The organism is Pseudomonas sp. B21-047 (genome assembly GCF_024748775.1).
In the GTDB taxonomy this organism is placed as follows: domain Bacteria; phylum Pseudomonadota; class Gammaproteobacteria; order Pseudomonadales; family Pseudomonadaceae; genus Aquipseudomonas; species Aquipseudomonas capeferrum.
The window spans coordinates 1,150,787-1,167,467 of sequence record NZ_CP087169.1; the positions used below are offsets into that span (position 1 = coordinate 1,150,787).

Genomic DNA, 16,681 nt, shown 5'->3' on the forward strand with positions numbered 1-16,681 from the left:
TTTGTAAGGTTTATCTGTGGGGTCGGCCAAGTCACCACATCATGGGTGGGTTCATGAAAGCGTCGACGGGCAACGGTTACTGCGCCTTGCCTTGCACGCTCGATACCCACTGCTCGCTGCGGTTGTGCCCGCTGGTGCGCAATAGCCCCAGGTCAAGCGCATTCTCACCGTCTGCAGCGCCCTTGCCTTTGGTGAACTCGGCCACGGCAGTGCCCAGGTCCACCGGCGAGTTGGACGCATCGATCGACACATCGCGGCGGTAGTCGCTGCCATTCAGGGTTTCACGGGTAACGGCATTGGCGTTCAACTCGACAGCGCCTTTGCCCGATTGCAGCCGGGCGCCCACCAGGTGGGCATCGCCACCGACCTTGAGGTCAAGCCCTTCACTGCCCTTGAGCGTGGCCTGCCTGGTCACGGTGTCGCGCTGTTGGTGTGAGACCTCCAGGCGCAAGGTCGGGGAAAAACCAGGATCGGCTTTGCTCAAGGCAGCGCCGGCTTTTTTGCCGATTTTGTCACTCAGCGGCCCAGCCAGCGCGTTGGCGGCGTTGGTGTAGCCCTGCGGGTTCTTCTCCTGGCTCAGGCGCAGGTCGCCTTTCACGCTCAAGCTGTCGACGCGGTCCTTGCGGCTGGCAACACGCAGGTCGCCGCCAACATCACCGTTTATGCGCCCGGCTTCCAGGCTGGCACCTTCGATGCGCGTGTCGCCACGGCTTTGCCACTGGATTTTTTCGGCGCGCAGTTGGCTGGCATTCCACGTGTGGTTGTCACGCTTGTCCAGCGCTACCTGGGCGCGGCCATGCAGGCCGAGGGTATCGGTAGCGCCCTTGGCCATGTTGAAGCCGGCCCCGGCCGTGATGTCGAGGTTGTCGCGTTGCTCGCGGTCGCTTGAAGCTTCGATCAGCATGCCGCCGCTTGCGGCGTTGAGCTCGATTTGTTCGGCCGAGGCTTGCAGGCCCTCAAGGTGCACGGCGATGTCCTCCCGGGCACGGCTGCTGAGGGTGAGCTTGCCCGCGCTTTCGAAGCTGGCATTGACGGCCTGGCTGGCGTCTTCGTTCTGCTTGCCATGGTTGAAGTGACCGCCGACAGCGCCACCCTTGGTCGCGCCAGTCTTGGCTGCCAGCTCCAGGCCGCCACCCAGGCTGCCGCCCTTGGCCTGCTGAGTATTGCTGGCCGCAGTGACCTGCAAACGGCCACCACTCTCCAGCAAGGTATCGCCGACCTTGGCTTCACGGCTGCCGATACGCGTGCCTTCCAATACAAGGTCTGCCTCACTGCTCAGATGCACAGCGCCCTTGGCATCGATCTGCGCCACCTGCGCCTTGGTCTGCGCGCTGTTCTGCTGGTTGTGATCCAGGTAGCCACGGGTGTCGACGCCGGTGCTGCCGGGGCGGTTGCCGACCTTGGCCCAGGCATTACCGTCAAGCTGCTTTGAGGCCTGGCTGTTACGGTCAGTGGCCTGCGGTAACGACAGCGTGGCGCCGCTACGCATCACCACAGCGCCGTCGCCACCGTCGATGCGCGTGCCCTCGTACTTGCCATCGCTGCCCAACTGCACCTGGATACCCTGTTGGCCATAGAGGCTGCCGGGCACGGCGGTACTGGCCAGGTCGTGTTTATCCAGCGAGCCGCCTTTACCGGCAATGCGTACATTGAGATCGTTACCGGTGCTGGTGTCTACGCGGGCATCGCCGCCATAGGCCAGGCGCTGTACGGTATCGGCCTGGGTGTTTTCGGCGGCGCTCAGGTGGTGCTGCGTGGCATCGATCAAGAGCTTGCCGGCGTTGGCCTTCCACGCGGTACCCTGGTCATCGATGACATCGGCCTTGACCTCGACTGCAGCCCCCGACAGCTCACTCACCTGGGCAAAGCCGCGGCGTTGGTTTTCCAGGCGCTTGAGGTGGTCTATGGTCATGTCGGCACCGGCGCTTGGCGCCACCATCGCGTCTTCAGGCGAGCCCTGCTGGAAGCGCGCCGCCTCTTCGCCCAGCACCAGCCGTTCGATGGGGCGGGTCAGGTCACGGTATTCGACGCTGGCGCCCAGGCTGCCTGCCCCGTTGTTGGTGACGCTTTCACGCTCTTGGGTATTGTGCACGGCACGGTTCTCGATGTGCTTGGCGGTTACGTTCAGTTGCTGGCCAGCTTCGACGCGCGCGGCTTCGGTAAGCAAACGCTCGGCGTCCAGCTTCACGTCCCCACTGGCCTGCAACTCGCTGCGTTGGACGGTGCTGTCGCGTTCGAGCTGGCTTTGGGTGTTGTGATGGCCTGCGAAAGCGCTGCCCAGTCGATCGATACCCCCTGTCACTTTCAAGCTGCCTCCACTCTGGCTGTCGTTGCTGACGGACTCGCGTTCATTGCGGGTTGCGCCAAGGCTGACCTGTTTGGCGGCCACAGTGAGGTCGCCAGCGCTTGCCACGACCTTGGAGCCATTGACCTGCAGGTCGGCATCGCTTTGCAGATCGACCGAAGCGCCTTTCAGTTCGCTGGCGACCTGCGTTGTTTCCTGCACCTTGCCCGTCGTGTTGGCGACCTGGTAGCCCACGCTGGCTTCGTACTGGCGTGATTGCGGTTTGCCGTCCTGTGCCTCCTGGGTCTGCCGGGCGCCGGCACTGAAGCCGCGTTGCTGTTGATCGGTTTGTGTTTCGCTGCGCGACTGCGCGCTGTCGATCGTCAGGTCGCCCTTGGCCTGCACCTGCAGGTGCTTGCCGGCTTCGATTCTTGCCCCGTGGATGCGTAGCTCCTCGGCGCTGGCCAGGCGCAGGTTGCTGCTGGACGAAACGTCGCTGAGCAGTACCTGGTCCTTGCGTGTGGTGTCCTTGCGATCGCTGCCGATCAGGCCGAACAGTTTGCTGTTGCCCTGATGGTCAGTCGACGTGCTGCTGCCGTGGTCGGCCTCGATCGCCAGCAGGCCCTTTTCGCTGTACAGCACCGAATCTTCCTTGCCGTGCACCTTGCTACCTTTGATGGTGACCTGGTCAGCCGTCATGTTCAGCTTGCCGTCTGCCGTCACACTGCTGCCAACCACCGTCTGCCCTTGCGTGTCATTACCCTTGCGATCACCGAAGAAAGTCCCGGAGACCAGGTCGCCGCGGTAGTTGCGCTGTGTGCCGCTGTCCTGCAATGCAGTGGTGCCGATCTCGACTTGCCGCGCCTTGATCTGCATGTCGCTGTTGCTGTGCAGCGTGCTGCCTTGAACCGTGAGGGTATCGGCCGCAGTGAGGGCCATGCGCTCGGCATTCAACGTGCTGCCCCGGGCTGTTTCCCGGGTTTGCTCGGTGTCGCGGTCACCGCGCCACAAGTCCTTGCGGTGACGTACCTGTTGTTTGATGTGCTGGCTGTCGATGCCTGCCACGATGTCCAGTTTGCCGCCACTGTCGACGTTCAATTCGCCGCCCGCCTTCACGTCGGCGGCTACCAGGCGCATGTCAGCGCCCGATTGCAGCATTACGCTGTCTTGGCCGTGCAACTGCGTGCCGTGCTGCTGGTTTTGGGTGGTGGTGCGCTCGCGGTTGTAGGTTTCGCGGGTGACGAAGAGAAACTTCTTCTTCCAGTTTTCGCGGTCGTGTTCGGTGTTTGCCAGGCTGTCGGCATCCAGGGTGAGTGACTGGCCGGCCTTGACCACCACCTGTTGCGCCTGCCCATCGACGGCCCGCAGGGTCAGGTCATGCGCGGCGCTGAGGTTCAGTGCGCCCCGTTCGCTGTGCAGTTCGCTGGGGTTGTCCGCCTTGCCGCTGATGTGCAGGGCGCCGGCCGAATGGATGTCGATACCGTCGCCGGCATGCACCTTTGCCGGCCCCATGCGCACCCCCGCGCCGTCAGCGGTGCTCAGCACACGGATACGCCCGGCACGCATGGCACCGAACAGGGTGGCATCGACACTGCCCTGTTCGCCGGGCAGGTGTTCGACCACCTGCCCGCTGGCGTGATCGATGCGGTTGCGGCCAACCGTGACGTTCAATTCATTGGCAGCCATGAGCAAGCCTTTGCTGTCTATTCGCGGCGCGATCAGATCAAGGGCACCGGTGCTGTTGCTCTGGCCGTCGTCGAGTACCTGCAGGGAGCCACTGGCGTTGAGGGTGTCGAGGTATTTGAGTTGCTGGTCCTCGAATTCCGGGGTGCCGACCACGAAGCCTGCGCGGGTGGTGTTGATGAAGCTGCCGCCGTTGAGGGTGATGCCATTGGGGTTGGCCAGGATGTAGTCGGCCGGGCGGCCGAAGATTTCCTGCGGCCCCTCGATCAGCGAAGCGTTGCGGCTGATCACCTCATTGAGGATGGTCGAGGCGGCCTGGCCCTGGAACTGCGGGTTGGCTGCAAGGGCGCCGGCCAGTTGCGACTGGCCCGCCTGCGTGGCGTTGTTCAGCACTACGCCGGGGTTGCCGACGTTGTAATCGAGGAACTGGTTGTGCGACAGGCCGCCAGCGTTGGGTGCAACGATGTCGATGACCGGGACGCCATGGCCGTTGTTGATGAGCGGGGTGCCTGCAGGGCCGCTGGCAGCTTCCAGGCCGCCCGAGGCTTGCGCGGTGCTGGAGCCGAGCAGGGCGAGGAAGATGGCCCAACGCAAGGTATTGGGGTGGGTAGACGTCAGTTGCGAGAGTGTTTGCATGTTCTCGTTCTCTTTGTTGTGGGTGAATCAGATGTTCAGGTGCCACTCCAGTACCCAGAAGCCCGGCTCCAGAAGCGTGCGGGGCCGGTCGCTGGTGTACAGGGCGCGTTGATAATCGAGGCGCAGGCGACTGTCGGGCAGGCTCACTTCGATGCCGGCCGCAGCACCGGCCAGGCGCAGGACGGGGCTGTCGCTGGCGAGCTGGGTCCAGCCAAGGTCGAGGCCGACGTAGGGGCGCACTTGCAACGGTGCCGCCCAGGCGGGGCTCAGCGGGCGGCTCAAGGTGTTGCGCCAGGCCGCGCCAGTGGCGCCGGCGTAGGTGTGCAGGCGGAAGCCGCGTACCGCCGAGTCGTCGCTGGCCAGCAGTTGTTCGACGGCGGGCAGTGGGTCGGGGCTGTACTGCAGGCCGAGTTCGCTTTGCCAGCGCCAGGGCTGAGGCGCTGCGCCTTGGCGAAGGTGCAGAAAGGTGGCGCGGTATTTGACGAAATCGCTGCGCAGCCCGTTGCTGCGCATGGCCGGGTTGTCCTTGGACAACCCCTTGAGGCCGTGGGCGACCCCCACATACCCGTTCCACAGCCCATTCTCGAGCCAGAGCCACTGCAGGCCGGCCTCGACGCTGGTGAGGGTAGGGCTCTGCAAGTCGACGACAACGCCGCCGGTGCGGTTGACCATCTGCTTGCGGTCCACCCGAGTACTGGCGCTGAGCATGCCCTGCTGATTGCGCCACAGCACGCGCTCGGCGCTCACGCCCTGGAAGCGGCTGCGGCCACTGCTGGTCTGTTGCCCGTGCGGGATGGGGGCGTTGTAACGCAGTTGGCTGGCGTTAAAGGCGAATGTCCACGGACCGTAGGGGATGCTGTAGTACACCGTGATGCCCGTGCTGGTGCCCGGCGCATCGAAGACGGTGCTGGCCAGCCACAGGCGCAGGTCGTCGTTTAGGCCCAGCGGGCTGTCCAGGCCGACCCCGAGGTTCAGGCGATGGCGGCCGGTCAGTTCACTGCCGCGGTTGTCCAGGCGGCCGTCCAGATGCCAGCGCGAGGCGACTTTGTGGGGCTGAACGCGCACGCGGGTGCCGCCTTGCAGTTCGCCGGGGAGCAAGTCGGCACTCAAGTCGTAGGCACGCAGGCGGTTAAGCTGGTCGAGACCTTGCTCCAGGTCCGGGAGGTACAGCGGCTGCCCCAGTACGCCAGGAAAAGCACCGCGCAAGGAAAGGGGCAGGTCGGCGCCGAGCTCGATCGACTCGACAAAACCTTCGCTGATGACGATATCCAGCGGGGCGTCATCTTCGGGGGGCTGGCGCAAGTAGGGGCGGCTGGTCGGGTAGCCGGCCTGGACATAGCGCTGGGTAATCGCCTTGAGCAGGCGGTTGATATCGGCGATGCCCATGCAAGGTTGCATCAGCGGCACCACGGTCGCCTCCAGTGCTGTCCCCGACACGTGTCGATGGCCGGCCAGGCGCACGCCGCTCACCGCCCAGCAGTGGCTGTCGCCAGTCTGTGCACTCTGACTGTGCTGATTACCTTGCGCAGCAGGCACCCGTTGCCAGCGCTCAAGGCGTTGTTGCTGTTCCAGTTGCCGCAGCGTTTGCTGCTGATCGCGCAACTGTTGGCTAGCCAGGTCGTCGGCCAATGCCTGGGCGCTGGTCATCACCCCGGTCAGGCAGCAGACCAGCAGCCTGCAGGCAATGATGAGAATTCGGTACGGCATTCAAGCACCCCGCAGAGGACGTACGGATTTCGTATTCGTCTGCGTGGATGCTAAGAATTAAGTGATTGGCTTGGATGCAGTACCCTGCCTAAGCGGCTGTCAGGCGGGTTCTCGTTTAGGGTGCGAAAGCTCCTACAGGATGAGTCGGCATGCAGGACGTGTCAGGGACGAATCTCGATCAATGTACCGTCCTTGACCAGCTCCCAGACTTCCTGCATGTCGTGGTTGCGCATGGCGATGCAACCTTCGGTCCAGTCCAGTGTGTGGAAGTACCACTCGGGGTAGTCATCATTGACCGGTGTGCCGTGGATCATGATCATGCTGCCGGCACTCACGCCTTCGCGGGTGGCGCGTGCGGCATCTTTGATGTTGGGGTAGGAGATGTGCATGGCCAGGTTGAAGCGGTCGCTCTGCTTGCGCCAGTCCAGCCAATAGAGGCCCTCGGGGGTCTTGCGGTCACCTTCGCGTTCCTTCGCGCCCTTGGGCTGCTTGCCCAGGGAAATGCGGTAGGTCTTGAGCGGTTCGCCGCGGCTGATCAGTTGCAGGCGGCGCTCGGACTTGATCACCAGCACCTTGTCGATCAGCGGTTGCATGGCCTGCTGCGAGGGCGACGATGTTTGCGCTGCCGGCAGGGGCTTGCGCACGATGGTCTCGGTGAAGGCCGCCTGGGACACCGAGGTAACGCAAAGGCAGAAAAGGGCGAGCAACCAGCGCATGAAACGGTATCCCTGATGACGTTAGGTGGTGGACGTGACATTCATCGGTGGCAGGTACTCATGGCCTATGGGGTAGTGCTGCCCGATGCGGTCGCGATAGTAGCATTCTAGTGTGCGTGTGACGGTGCGGAAAGCCAGCGCGTCCCACGGTATCTCATGCTCCTCGAACAGCCGCACTTCCAGGCTCTCGATACCCACATCGAAGCGCAGGTCGGCCAGTTCGGCGCGGAAGAATACATGCACCTGGTTGATGTGCGGCAGGTCGAACAGCTGGTACAGGTTCATGGGCCCGACCTGGGCGCAGGCTTCCTCGACGGTTTCACGACGGGCGGCCTGGTCGAGGGTCTCGCCGTTCTCCATGAACCCGGCCGGTAAGGTCCAGTAGCCACGGCGTGGCTCGATGGCGCGCCGGCACAGCAGCACCTGGCTACCCCAAGTGGGCAGGACCCCCGCCACGATGTTGGGGTTCTGGTAGTGAATGGTCTGGCAATACTCGCAGACATACCGCAGGCGGCTATCGCCCTCGGGTATCCGCTGAATGACCGGCTGGCCGCACGCGCTGCAGAATTTCATGCTTATCTTCCCTTATGACAGGGCTATCTTGGCGTGGCAGCCGGGCGGCCGCAAGCGCACAGGGCTTGGGTGCTTCTCGGCTTTGGTGCATCATGCAAGACAGGCCTTGGATACGAGAGTGCGCAATGCTGGACGAGCTACTTCGCCGAATGAGCAACCATGAACCCGCATCACTGGAAACCGACCGACGGTTTCCCGAAGCGGCGGTACTCTTGCCCATTACCCGCAGCGAAGCGCCCGAACTGGTCTTGACCCTGCGCGCCAAGGGCTTGTCGACCCACGGTGGCGAAGTCGCCTTCCCGGGTGGCCGGCGCGACCCTGAAGACCCGGACCTGGTGTTTACCGCCCTGCGCGAAGCCGAAGAAGAAATCGGCCTGCCCCCTGGGCTGGTGGAAGTGATTGGCCCGCTCAGCCCGCTGATCTCACTGCACGGCCTGAAAGTGACGCCATTCGTCGGGCTTATTCCCGATTTCGTCGAGTATCGCGCCAACGATGCCGAGATCGCGGCAGTATTCACCGTGCCGCTGGAATTCTTCCGCCAGGACCCGCGTGACCATACTCACCGTATCGATTACCAGGGCCGCAGTTGGTATGTGCCCAGTTACCGCTACGGCGAATACAAGATCTGGGGGTTGTCGGCGATCATGATCGTCGAGCTGGTCAACCTGCTGTATGACGCCGGCATCAGCCTGCATCAACCCCCGGAGCGTTACATCGAGATCTGAGCGGGGCCCACCCCGCCGTCTGCTACAAACCGCCGCCGTTTATCCTGAGGAGCGAGCATGAAATATCGCCTGGGCGACCTGCGGGTCGACAGCCACCCCACCAGCTGGATCGCGCCCAACGCCACCGTGATCGGCAATGTGCGCCTGCAGGCCCGTGCCAGCGTGTGGTTTGGCGCTGTATTGCGCGGTGACAACGAACTGATCGACATCGGCGAGGACAGCAATGTCCAGGACGGCACCGTGATGCATACCGACATGGGTTCGCCGCTGACCCTGGGCAAGGGCGTGACGGTTGGCCATAACGCCATGCTGCATGGCTGCACGGTCGGCGATTACAGCCTGGTCGGCATCAATGCGGTGATCCTCAACGGAGCCCGCATCGGCAAGCACTGCATCATCGGCGCCAATGCGCTCATCCCCGAGGGCAAGGAGATCCCTGACGGTTCGCTGGTGATGGGCTCGCCGGGCAAGGTGGTGCGTGAACTGAGCGAGCAGCAGATGCGCATGATCGAGGCCGGTGCCGCGCACTATGTGCACAATGCCCAGCGCTATGCGCGCGAGCTGGTAGCTGACGATGAGTGAGGTCATTGCCGTCGAGCGCCCGGTCGCTTCGCCTTGCGTCAGCATCTGCGCGCTGGACGAGCAGGATATCTGCACCGGCTGCCAGCGTACCGTGGCCGAAATCGGTCGCTGGGGGCGGATGGATAACACCGAGCGTCGCGCCGTACTGAAACTGTGCCATGAGCGGGCGGTGGCCGCTGGGTTGATCATGGGGCAATGATTCGGCGCTGGCTGCCTCGCAGGTTTACCCGCGAAGCAGCCAGCGGTAATCTGTACGGCTTGCCCACAGATTACCCGCCATGTTCTATCTCATCGCCTATATCAGCAGCGTAGTGCTGATCAACTACGCCTTCTCCAGCGCCCCGCACCTGGACATCATCTGGTCCGCCTGGGGTGGCCTGGTGTTCATCCTGCGCGACATGGTGCAGACCCGGTTCGGGCATGGCGCCCTGGTCGCCATGCTGGTGGCCCTGGTGTTGTCCTACATCACCTCGGAGCCTGCCATCGCCCTGGCCAGCGCCACGGCGTTTTTCGTTTCCGAGCTGATCGACTGGCTGGTGTTCAGCATCACCCGTCGGCCCCTGCGTGACCGCCTGTGGCTGAGCTCGGCGTTGAGCATTCCGGTCGATACCTTCATTTTCTTCGGCATGATCGGCGCGCTGACCCCTGCCGTGATCGGCACGGCCATGGCCTCGAAGTTCGCCGGTGTCACCGCCGTGTGGCTGGCCATGGCATTTCGCGCCCGGCGGGCTGCCGCGGTCGGTTGATGGTGTAGAATACGGGTCCTTTTTCAGCGGGCGGCGCTTAGCCTGGCGCAGCCCCGGACGCCTTCGAGGACCTGAAATGACCCGTATCGGAACCCCATTGTCGCCCACCGCGACCCGTGTACTGCTCTGCGGCTGCGGTGAGCTGGGCAAGGAAGTGGTGATCGAGCTGCAGCGCCTGGGCGTCGAAGTGATCGCCGTGGACCGCTACGCCAACGCGCCGGCCATGCAGGTGGCGCACCGCAGCCATGTGGTCAACATGCTCGATGGCGTCGCCCTGCGCGCGGTGATCGAGGCCGAGAAACCGCACTACATCGTCCCCGAGATCGAAGCCATCGCCACCGCGACCCTGGTCGAACTGGAGAGCGAAGGCTTCACCGTGGTGCCCACCGCCCGTGCCACCCAGCTGACCATGAACCGTGAAGGCATCCGGCGCCTGGCTGCCGAAGAGCTGGACCTGCCGACCTCGCCGTACCACTTTGCCGATACCTACGAAGACTACGCCAAGGCCGTGGCCGATGTCGGCTACCCGTGCGTGGTCAAACCGGTGATGAGCTCATCGGGCAAGGGCCAGAGCCTGCTGCGCAGCGATGCCGACCTGCAGCAGTCCTGGGACTACGCCCAGGAAGGCGGGCGTGCCGGCAAGGGCCGGGTGATCATCGAGGGCTTCATCGACTTCGATTACGAAATTACCCTGCTGACCGTGCGTCATGTCGGCGGCACCACCTTCCTCGAGCCTGTCGGCCATCGTCAGGAGAAAGGTGACTATCAGGAATCGTGGCAGCCCCAAGCCATGAGCCCGAAGGCCCTTGCCGAGTCGCAGCGAGTGGCCAAGGCGGTCACCGATGCACTGGGCGGGCGTGGCCTGTTCGGCGTGGAGCTGTTCGTCAAAGGCGACCAGGTGTGGTTCAGCGAAGTGTCGCCGCGCCCGCACGACACTGGCCTGGTGACCTTGATCTCCCAGGACCTGTCGCAGTTCGCCTTGCACGCCCGCGCCATTCTCGGCCTGCCGATCCCGGTGGTCCGCCAGTTCGGGCCGTCGGCGTCGGCGGTGATTCTGCCGCAGGGGCAATCGCAGCAGACCAGCTTCGCCAACCTTGGTGCTGCGCTGAGCGAGCCGGATACGGCCATTCGCCTGTTCGGCAAGCCGGAAATCAACGGCCAGCGCCGTATGGGCGTGTGCCTGGCGCGTGACGAATCGATCGAAGCGGCGCGGGCCAAGGCGACCCGTGCTTCGCAGGCGGTCAAGGTCGAGTTCTGATCTGAAATGGCTGGGGGCGCAAAGCGCCCCCAGCGTCTTCACAGTTCGGTATGCCGGGTCTCTTTAAGGCACAGCACAGCAATCAGACTGATCACCGCCGCCACCGAAACATACCCGCCCACCCAGCTCAAGCCGCCCATGCTCACCAGCTTCTGGGCAAAGAACGGCGCCGCCGAAGCCCCCACGATGCCACCCAGGTTATACGCCGCCGACGCGCCGGTATAACGTACGTGGGTCGGGAACAGCTCGGGCAGCAACGCCCCCATTGGCGCGAAGGTCACCCCCATCAGGAACAGCTCGATGGCCAGGAACAGCGCCACACCTGTGGTCGAGCCCGAGGTCAGCAGCGGTTCCATGGTAAAGCCCGAAGCCACCGCCAGCAGGCCGCCGACGATCAGTACCGGTTTGCGCCCGTAGCGGTCGCTGAGCCAGGCCGACAGTGGCGTGGCCAGGGCCATGAAGACCACCGCAAAGCACAGCAGGCCAAGGAACGTCTCACGGCTGTAACCCAGCGTGGACACGCCGTAGCTGAGCGAGAACACCGTCGAGATGTAGAACAGCGCGTAGCACACCACCATCGCCGCAGCACCCAGCAGGGTTGGCACCCAGTGCTTGGCGAACAAGTCGACCACCGGCATCTTCACGCGCTCATGCTGGGCAATGGCTTTGGCGAACACCGGGCTCTCTTCGAGCTTGAGGCGCACATACAGGCCCACCAGTACCAGGGCGGCGCTGAGCAGGAACGGAATGCGCCAGCCCCATTCACGGAATTGCTCGTCACTGAGCACCAGGGCCAGAGTCAGGAACAAGCCGTTGGCAGCCAAAAAGCCGATTGAAGGGCCCAGCTGCGGGAACATGCCGAACCAGGCGCGCTTGCCCGGTGGTGCGTTTTCGGTCGCCAGCAGCGCCGCGCCGCCCCATTCGCCACCCAGGCCCAGGCCTTGGCCGAAGCGCAGCAGGCAAAGCAGGATCGGCGCCCACACGCCAATGCTGTCATAGCCGGGCAGCACGCCGATGGCGGTGGTGGAGACGCCCATCAACAGCAGCGACGCCACCAGGGTCGATTTGCGGCCGATACGGTCGCCAAAGTGGCCGAACAATGCCGAACCCAGCGGGCGTGCGAGGAAGGCGATGCCGAAGGTAAGAAAGGCCGCGAGCATCTGCGCGGTGCCCGACCCGGAGGGGAAGAACACCGGGCCGATCACCAGCGCGGCGGCAGTGGCGTAAACGTAGAAGTCGTAGAACTCGATGGCAGTGCCAATGAAGCTGGCGGTGGCCACCCGCGCGGGCGAGTTGACCGGCGCGGCAGGCGCTTGGGCATAGGTGCTGCTGGTGGTCATTAAGTAGGTCCCTAACAGTCTGGTCGTGCGCCACGGGCTTGATCCGCGAGGGTGCGTGCTGCCTCAATGGGCAGGCACCGTTGCACGGACGCCGAAGCGTATTGTTCTTTTGCTCGCTCGACTGACGATAGCCCAGGGGGGGTAGGGGCGGGCGCGGGTACTGTTCGGGGTATTGAAGCAGGGCCGCAGGGCGTGTCAGTGGTGCGGACTGGCCGTGGGCCGCCGGGTGCGGGTAGCAGGCGGGACGGCGGGGCTGGGTAAGCGTGACCCGAGTATAGCTAGCGGGTCACGGTCCACACCAGTACCTTGCTGGCGCAATTGTCCTCTGTTTCGAGGATTTCCAGGCGATATCGGCCGATCTTCAGGCAAACCGCACTTTCCGGGATGCTTTCAAGCGCTTCGGTGACCAACCCGTTGAGGGTTTTCGGCCCGCCATCGCAAGGCAGGTGCCAGCCCAGGGTGCGGTTGATCTCGCGCAGCGAGGCGGTGCCTTCGATGACGAAGGTGCCGTCGGCCTGGGGGTGTACGTGCGGGTTGTCCAGCCCCTGTTCGTCTTCGAATTCGCCAACGATTTCTTCGAGGATGTCTTCCAGGGTGACGATGCCCAGCACCTCGCCGTATTCGTCCACCACTACGCCCAGGCGGCGTTGCTGCTTGTGGAAGTTCAGCAACTGCATCTGCAGGGGTGTGCTTTCCGGAACGAAGTAGGGTTCGTAGCAGGCGCCGTGCAGCTTCTCCAGGGTCAGCTCTGCCCTGGGCAGCAGGTGGCTGATCAGCTTGGTATTGAGGATCGCTTCAACCTGGTTGATATCGTTGTGATAGACCGGCAGCCGGGTGTGCCGGCTGACGATCAACTGCTCGATGATGCGTTCGATCGGCTCGTCCAGATTGATACCATCGACTTCGTTGCGCGGCACCAGGATGTCGTTGACGGTGACTTTGTCCAGCGACTGCAAACCATCGAGCAGCCCGTGGCGCACTGGCTCGTGCGCTTCGTCTTCGTCGAAGTCGTCATCTTGCTGTGGGTGCAGGGCCACCGCCGTAGGCTGCGCACGGAACGGGCGCAGGATCAGCTTGGCGCAACCATCGAGCAGGCAGGCCAGTGGCTGGAGGATAGCCAACGGCACCTTCAGCAGGTTGGCACCCAGGCTGACGAACGCCTGTGGGTTACGCCGCGCCAGGCGCCGCGGCAGGAACTCGGCAAACACCAGCAAAGCCAGGGTGGCGCCCAGGCCGGCCAGCCAGAAACCGTGTTCGCCGCTGTAGCGCTGGCCGATCAGGCAGGCCAGGCCCAGTACCAGCAGCTTGCCCAGGCTGGCGCACAGCACTAGTGCCTGGGCGGGCAGGGGGGCTTGCCCGTCGTCGCCATTGCGCAGCGAACCATTGAGTTGCAGGCGTGCGGCATCCACGGCGCTGAACAGCGCCGACCACAGCAGCGACAGTGCCAGGGTGCCGAATAGCGGGGCGTACGGCAGGGTGTCCATGGGCGGCCGTCAGATATGCAAGATGAATTCGCGGACCAGCTTGCTGCCGAAATAGGCCAGCATCAGCAGGCAGAAACCGGCCAGCGTCCAGCGGATCGCTTTGTGGCCACGCCAACCCAGGCGGGTGCGGCCCCACAGCAGAACACTGAACACCACCCAGGCGACGCAGGCCAGCAAGGTCTTGTGCACCAGGTGCTGGGCGAACAGGTTGTCGAGGAACAGCCAGCCGGAAATCAGCGACAGCGAGAGCAGACACCAGCCGGCCCAGAGGAAGCCGAACAGCAGGCTTTCCATGGTTTGCAGCGGCGGGAAGTTGCGGATCAGCCCGGACGGGTGTTTGTTTTTCAACTGGCGGTCCTGCAGCAACAGCAGCAGCGACTGGAATACGGCAATGGTGAACAGGCCGTAGGCCAGGATCGACAGCAGGATATGCGCGAGGATGCCGGGCTCTTCGTTGATCAGCGGCACGGTGCCCGGTGGCGCGAACTGGGCCAATAGCGCCGTGACCGCACCCAGCGGGAACAGCAGCACCAGCAGGTTTTCCACCGGGATGCGCAGGCACGCCAGCAGGGTCAGGGTGATGACCGCCACGGCGATCAGGCTGGCGGCGCTGAAGAAGTCGAGGCTCAGGCCCAGCGGGGTGATCAGCTGGAAGAACAGGGCGCCGCTCTGGGCGATCACAGCAAGGGCACCGAGCAAGCCCAGCAGCCGTTTGTCGGACTTGCGGCCCTGGGCCAGGTGCGAACCCTGGTAGAGGGTCGCAGCTATATAAAGGCCGGCGGCGATCAGGTTGGGGATGAGGCTGGGTGAGGAGAACATAAGTCCTGGTTGGCGAGCCTTAAAGAGACGGAGTTTGGCATAGTGAGCTGCAAGCTGGAAGCCGTAAGCTACAAGCAAGGGCTGATGTGCAGGCTGGGCGCTTTTCCTTGTGGCTTGCAGCTTTGAGCTTGCCGCTCGGAAGCCAAGGTGTGCGTCGCCGTTACACTTCGCTATAATCGCCGCCTTGCTGTGCCCTGGGGGTGTGCATTTCCCCCTCGGCGCCTGACAAACCTCGGCTTTTACTGGGCCAGAAAGGATCACCATGTTCGAAAACCTGACCGACCGCCTGTCACAGACGCTGCGCCATGTCACCGGCAAGGCCAAGCTGACTGAAGACAACATCAAGGACACGCTGCGCGAAGTACGCATGGCGTTGCTCGAGGCCGACGTTGCCTTGCCGGTGGTCAAGGATTTCGTCAACAGCGTCAAGGAGCGTGCGGTCGGTACCGAAGTGTCGCGCAGCCTGACCCCGGGCCAGGCCTTCGTGAAGATTGTCCAGGCCGAGCTGGAAAGCCTGATGGGCGCGGCCAACGAAGACCTCGCGCTGAACGCCGCACCACCGGCCGTAGTGCTGATGGCTGGCTTGCAGGGTGCGGGTAAGACCACCACCGCCGGCAAGCTCGCGCGCTTCCTCAAGGAGCGCAAGAAGAAGAGCGTGATGGTGGTGTCGGCCGACGTCTATCGCCCGGCGGCGATCAAGCAGCTGGAAACCCTGGCCAACGACATCGGCGTGACCTTCTTCCCGTCCGACATCAGCCAGAAGCCTGTCGCCATCGCTGAAGCGGCGATTCGCGAAGCCAAGCTCAAGTTCATCGACGTGGTCATCGTCGACACCGCCGGCCGTCTGCACATCGACGCCGACATGATGGACGAGATCAAGGCGCTGCATGCCGCGGTCAAGCCGGTCGAGACCTTGTTCGTGGTCGACGCCATGACCGGCCAGGACGCCGCCAATACCGCCAAGGCCTTTGGTGAAGCCCTGCCGCTGACCGGCGTGGTGTTGACCAAGGTCGACGGTGATGCCCGTGGCGGTGCCGCACTGTCGGTGCGGGCCATTACCGGCAAGCCGATCAAGTTCATCGGTATGGGTGAGAAGACCGAGGCCCTCGAGCCGTTCCACCCCGACCGCGTCGCGTCGCGCATCCTCGGCATGGGCGATGTGCTCAGCCTGATCGAGCAGGCCGAGCAGACCATCGACAAGGCCAAGGCTGACAAACTCGCCAAGAAGCTGAAGAAGGGCAAGGGCTTCGACCTCGAAGACTTCCGCGACCAGCTGCAGCAGATGAAGAACATGGGCGGCCTGGGCGGCCTGATGGACAAGCTGCCGAGCATTGGCGGGGTCAACCTGTCGCAGATGGGCAACGCCCAGGGCGCGGCCGAGAAGCAGTTCAAGCAGATGGAAGCGATCATCAACTCCATGACCCCGGCCGAGCGCCGTGACCCTGAACTGCTCAGCGGTTCGCGCAAGCGCCGCATCGCCATCGGCTCCGGCACCCAGGTGCAGGACGTCGGCCGGCTGATCAAGCAGCACAAGCAGATGCAGAAGATGATGAAGAAATTCTCTGCCAAGGGCGGCATGGCCAAGATGATGCGCGGCTTGGGCGGCATGATGCCTGGCGGCGGCATGCCCAAGCTGTAAAACCGATTCAGGCCAGTGGCGGCAAGCCCGCCGCTGGCCGGAACCCGCTTCGGCGGGAACACTGTCGCCTCATGAGCAGGCGGCTAAATAGCAGATCAGCAGGCTGGCCTTTTTATTTGAAGTAAAAAGGCATTTGCAAATGTCCGGATATTCCTTGAGAATGTGCGGCCTTTCGGGCACCCGTGTGCCCGCTGTGCATCATGATTTGCAGCACCGACTACAGGAACGATGTTCAATGCTTACCATTCGTCTTGCCCGTGGCGGCTCCAAAAAGCGCCCGTTTTACCAACTGACCGTAACCGACTCGCGTAACCCGCGTGACGGCTCCCACATCGAACAGGTTGGCTTCTTCAACCCGATCGCTCGTGGTCAGGAAGTTCGTCTGTCCGTTAAACAAGACCGCGTTGCTCACTGGCTGAGCATCGGCGCACAGCCGTCTGAGCGTGTTGCTCAGCTGCTGAAGGAAGCTGCCAAGGCTGCTGCCTGAAC

General features: G+C 63.7%; 14 protein-coding genes. 7 read left to right on the forward strand and 7 right to left on the reverse strand.

Annotated elements, in window-relative coordinates:
* Positions 1 to 76: 76 nt before the first annotated feature.
* The 4 genes from LOY26_RS05270 to LOY26_RS05285 all read right to left on the reverse strand — a co-directional run bounded on the left by LOY26_RS05270 (position 77) and on the right by LOY26_RS05285 (position 7,599).
* A complete protein-coding gene (locus LOY26_RS05270; RefSeq protein WP_258714469.1) occupies positions 77 to 4,603 on the reverse strand; it encodes a hemagglutinin repeat-containing protein in 4,527 nt (1,508 codons plus the stop codon).
* Positions 4,604 to 4,630: 27 nt separating this feature from the next.
* Positions 4,631 to 6,310 (reverse strand): ShlB/FhaC/HecB family hemolysin secretion/activation protein, encoded by a 1,680-nt coding sequence (locus LOY26_RS05275; RefSeq protein ID WP_186662954.1) that lies wholly within the window; start codon positions 6,308 to 6,310, stop codon positions 4,631 to 4,633.
* A 161-nt stretch (positions 6,311 to 6,471) separates the two neighbouring features.
* A complete protein-coding gene (locus LOY26_RS05280; protein ID WP_033700971.1) occupies positions 6,472 to 7,026 on the reverse strand; it encodes a murein L,D-transpeptidase family protein in 555 nt (184 codons plus the stop codon).
* A gap of 21 nt (positions 7,027 to 7,047) precedes the next feature.
* Positions 7,048 to 7,599 carry an NUDIX hydrolase gene (locus LOY26_RS05285; protein WP_033700970.1) on the reverse strand — a complete coding sequence of 184 codons (552 nt, stop codon included), beginning with the start codon at positions 7,597 to 7,599 and terminating at the stop codon, positions 7,048 to 7,050.
* A gap of 125 nt (positions 7,600 to 7,724) precedes the next feature.
* Here LOY26_RS05285 and LOY26_RS05290 point away from each other — a divergent pair, with 125 nt between their 5' ends.
* The 5 genes from LOY26_RS05290 (at position 7,725) to purT (ending at position 10,910) form a co-directional block, all read left to right on the forward strand.
* Positions 7,725 to 8,324 carry a CoA pyrophosphatase gene (locus LOY26_RS05290; protein WP_033700969.1) on the forward strand — a complete coding sequence of 200 codons (600 nt, stop codon included), beginning with the start codon at positions 7,725 to 7,727 and terminating at the stop codon, positions 8,322 to 8,324.
* Between the two features lie 57 nt (positions 8,325 to 8,381).
* On the forward strand, positions 8,382 to 8,906 hold the full coding sequence (locus tag LOY26_RS05295; RefSeq protein ID WP_033700968.1) for a gamma carbonic anhydrase family protein: 525 nt from the start codon (positions 8,382 to 8,384) through the stop codon (positions 8,904 to 8,906).
* Positions 8,899 to 9,105: a DUF1289 domain-containing protein gene (locus LOY26_RS05300; RefSeq protein WP_033700967.1), complete on the forward strand. Its 207-nt coding sequence runs from the start codon at positions 8,899 to 8,901 to the stop codon at positions 9,103 to 9,105. The genes LOY26_RS05295 and LOY26_RS05300 overlap by 8 nt, the downstream gene beginning before the upstream one ends.
* Positions 9,106 to 9,184: 79 nt before the next feature.
* Positions 9,185 to 9,652 carry a VUT family protein gene (locus LOY26_RS05305; RefSeq protein ID WP_033700966.1) on the forward strand — a complete coding sequence of 156 codons (468 nt, stop codon included), beginning with the start codon at positions 9,185 to 9,187 and terminating at the stop codon, positions 9,650 to 9,652.
* Between the two features lie 76 nt (positions 9,653 to 9,728).
* Positions 9,729 to 10,910 (forward strand): formate-dependent phosphoribosylglycinamide formyltransferase, encoded by a 1,182-nt coding sequence (gene purT, locus LOY26_RS05310; protein WP_047581517.1) that lies wholly within the window; start codon positions 9,729 to 9,731, stop codon positions 10,908 to 10,910.
* A 38-nt stretch (positions 10,911 to 10,948) separates the two neighbouring features.
* Here purT and LOY26_RS05315 read toward each other — a convergent pair whose 3' ends face one another.
* The 3 genes from LOY26_RS05315 to LOY26_RS05325 form a co-directional block, all read right to left on the reverse strand.
* On the reverse strand, positions 10,949 to 12,250 hold the full coding sequence (locus LOY26_RS05315) for an MFS transporter (RefSeq protein ID WP_186654325.1): 1,302 nt from the start codon (positions 12,248 to 12,250) through the stop codon (positions 10,949 to 10,951).
* Positions 12,251 to 12,528: 278 nt separating this feature from the next.
* On the reverse strand, positions 12,529 to 13,734 hold the full coding sequence (locus LOY26_RS05320) for a transporter associated domain-containing protein (protein WP_186654336.1): 1,206 nt from the start codon (positions 13,732 to 13,734) through the stop codon (positions 12,529 to 12,531).
* A 9-nt stretch (positions 13,735 to 13,743) separates the two neighbouring features.
* Entirely contained in the window at positions 13,744 to 14,553 is an 810-nt protein-coding gene (locus LOY26_RS05325; RefSeq protein WP_033700961.1) for an inner membrane protein YpjD, read from the reverse strand.
* 262 nt (positions 14,554 to 14,815) lie between these two features.
* On the opposite strand from LOY26_RS05325, the gene ffh reads away from it, so the two are divergent.
* Entirely contained in the window at positions 14,816 to 16,192 is a 1,377-nt protein-coding gene (gene ffh / locus LOY26_RS05330) for a signal recognition particle protein (RefSeq protein ID WP_033700960.1), read from the forward strand.
* Between the two features lie 235 nt (positions 16,193 to 16,427).
* Positions 16,428 to 16,679 carry a 30S ribosomal protein S16 gene (gene rpsP, locus LOY26_RS05335; protein WP_016501232.1) on the forward strand — a complete coding sequence of 84 codons (252 nt, stop codon included), beginning with the start codon at positions 16,428 to 16,430 and terminating at the stop codon, positions 16,677 to 16,679.
* The last annotated feature ends 2 nt before the right edge of the window (positions 16,680 to 16,681 follow it).

Bases quoted from the DNA above. Each gene is read 5' to 3' on its own strand.
- LOY26_RS05315 (WP_186654325.1), bottom strand. From the start codon at position 12,250: ATGACCACCAGCAGCACCTATGCCCAAGCGCCTGCCGCGCCGGTCAAC.
- LOY26_RS05300 (WP_033700967.1), top strand. From the start codon at position 8,899: ATGAGTGAGGTCATTGCCGTCGAGCGCCCGGTCGCTTCGCCTTGCGTC.
- purT (WP_047581517.1), top strand. From the start codon at position 9,729: ATGACCCGTATCGGAACCCCATTGTCGCCCACCGCGACCCGTGTACTG.
- ffh (WP_033700960.1), top strand. From the start codon at position 14,816: ATGTTCGAAAACCTGACCGACCGCCTGTCACAGACGCTGCGCCATGTC.
- LOY26_RS05320 (WP_186654336.1), bottom strand. From the start codon at position 13,734: ATGGACACCCTGCCGTACGCCCCGCTATTCGGCACCCTGGCACTGTCG.
- LOY26_RS05270 (WP_258714469.1), bottom strand. From the start codon at position 4,603: ATGCAAACACTCTCGCAACTGACGTCTACCCACCCCAATACCTTGCGT.
- LOY26_RS05295 (WP_033700968.1), top strand. From the start codon at position 8,382: ATGAAATATCGCCTGGGCGACCTGCGGGTCGACAGCCACCCCACCAGC.
- LOY26_RS05280 (WP_033700971.1), bottom strand. From the start codon at position 7,026: ATGCGCTGGTTGCTCGCCCTTTTCTGCCTTTGCGTTACCTCGGTGTCC.
- LOY26_RS05290 (WP_033700969.1), top strand. From the start codon at position 7,725: ATGCTGGACGAGCTACTTCGCCGAATGAGCAACCATGAACCCGCATCA.
- rpsP (WP_016501232.1), top strand. From the start codon at position 16,428: ATGCTTACCATTCGTCTTGCCCGTGGCGGCTCCAAAAAGCGCCCGTTT.
- LOY26_RS05325 (WP_033700961.1), bottom strand. From the start codon at position 14,553: ATGTTCTCCTCACCCAGCCTCATCCCCAACCTGATCGCCGCCGGCCTT.
- LOY26_RS05305 (WP_033700966.1), top strand. From the start codon at position 9,185: ATGTTCTATCTCATCGCCTATATCAGCAGCGTAGTGCTGATCAACTAC.
- LOY26_RS05285 (WP_033700970.1), bottom strand. From the start codon at position 7,599: ATGAAATTCTGCAGCGCGTGCGGCCAGCCGGTCATTCAGCGGATACCC.
- LOY26_RS05275 (WP_186662954.1), bottom strand. From the start codon at position 6,310: ATGCCGTACCGAATTCTCATCATTGCCTGCAGGCTGCTGGTCTGCTGC.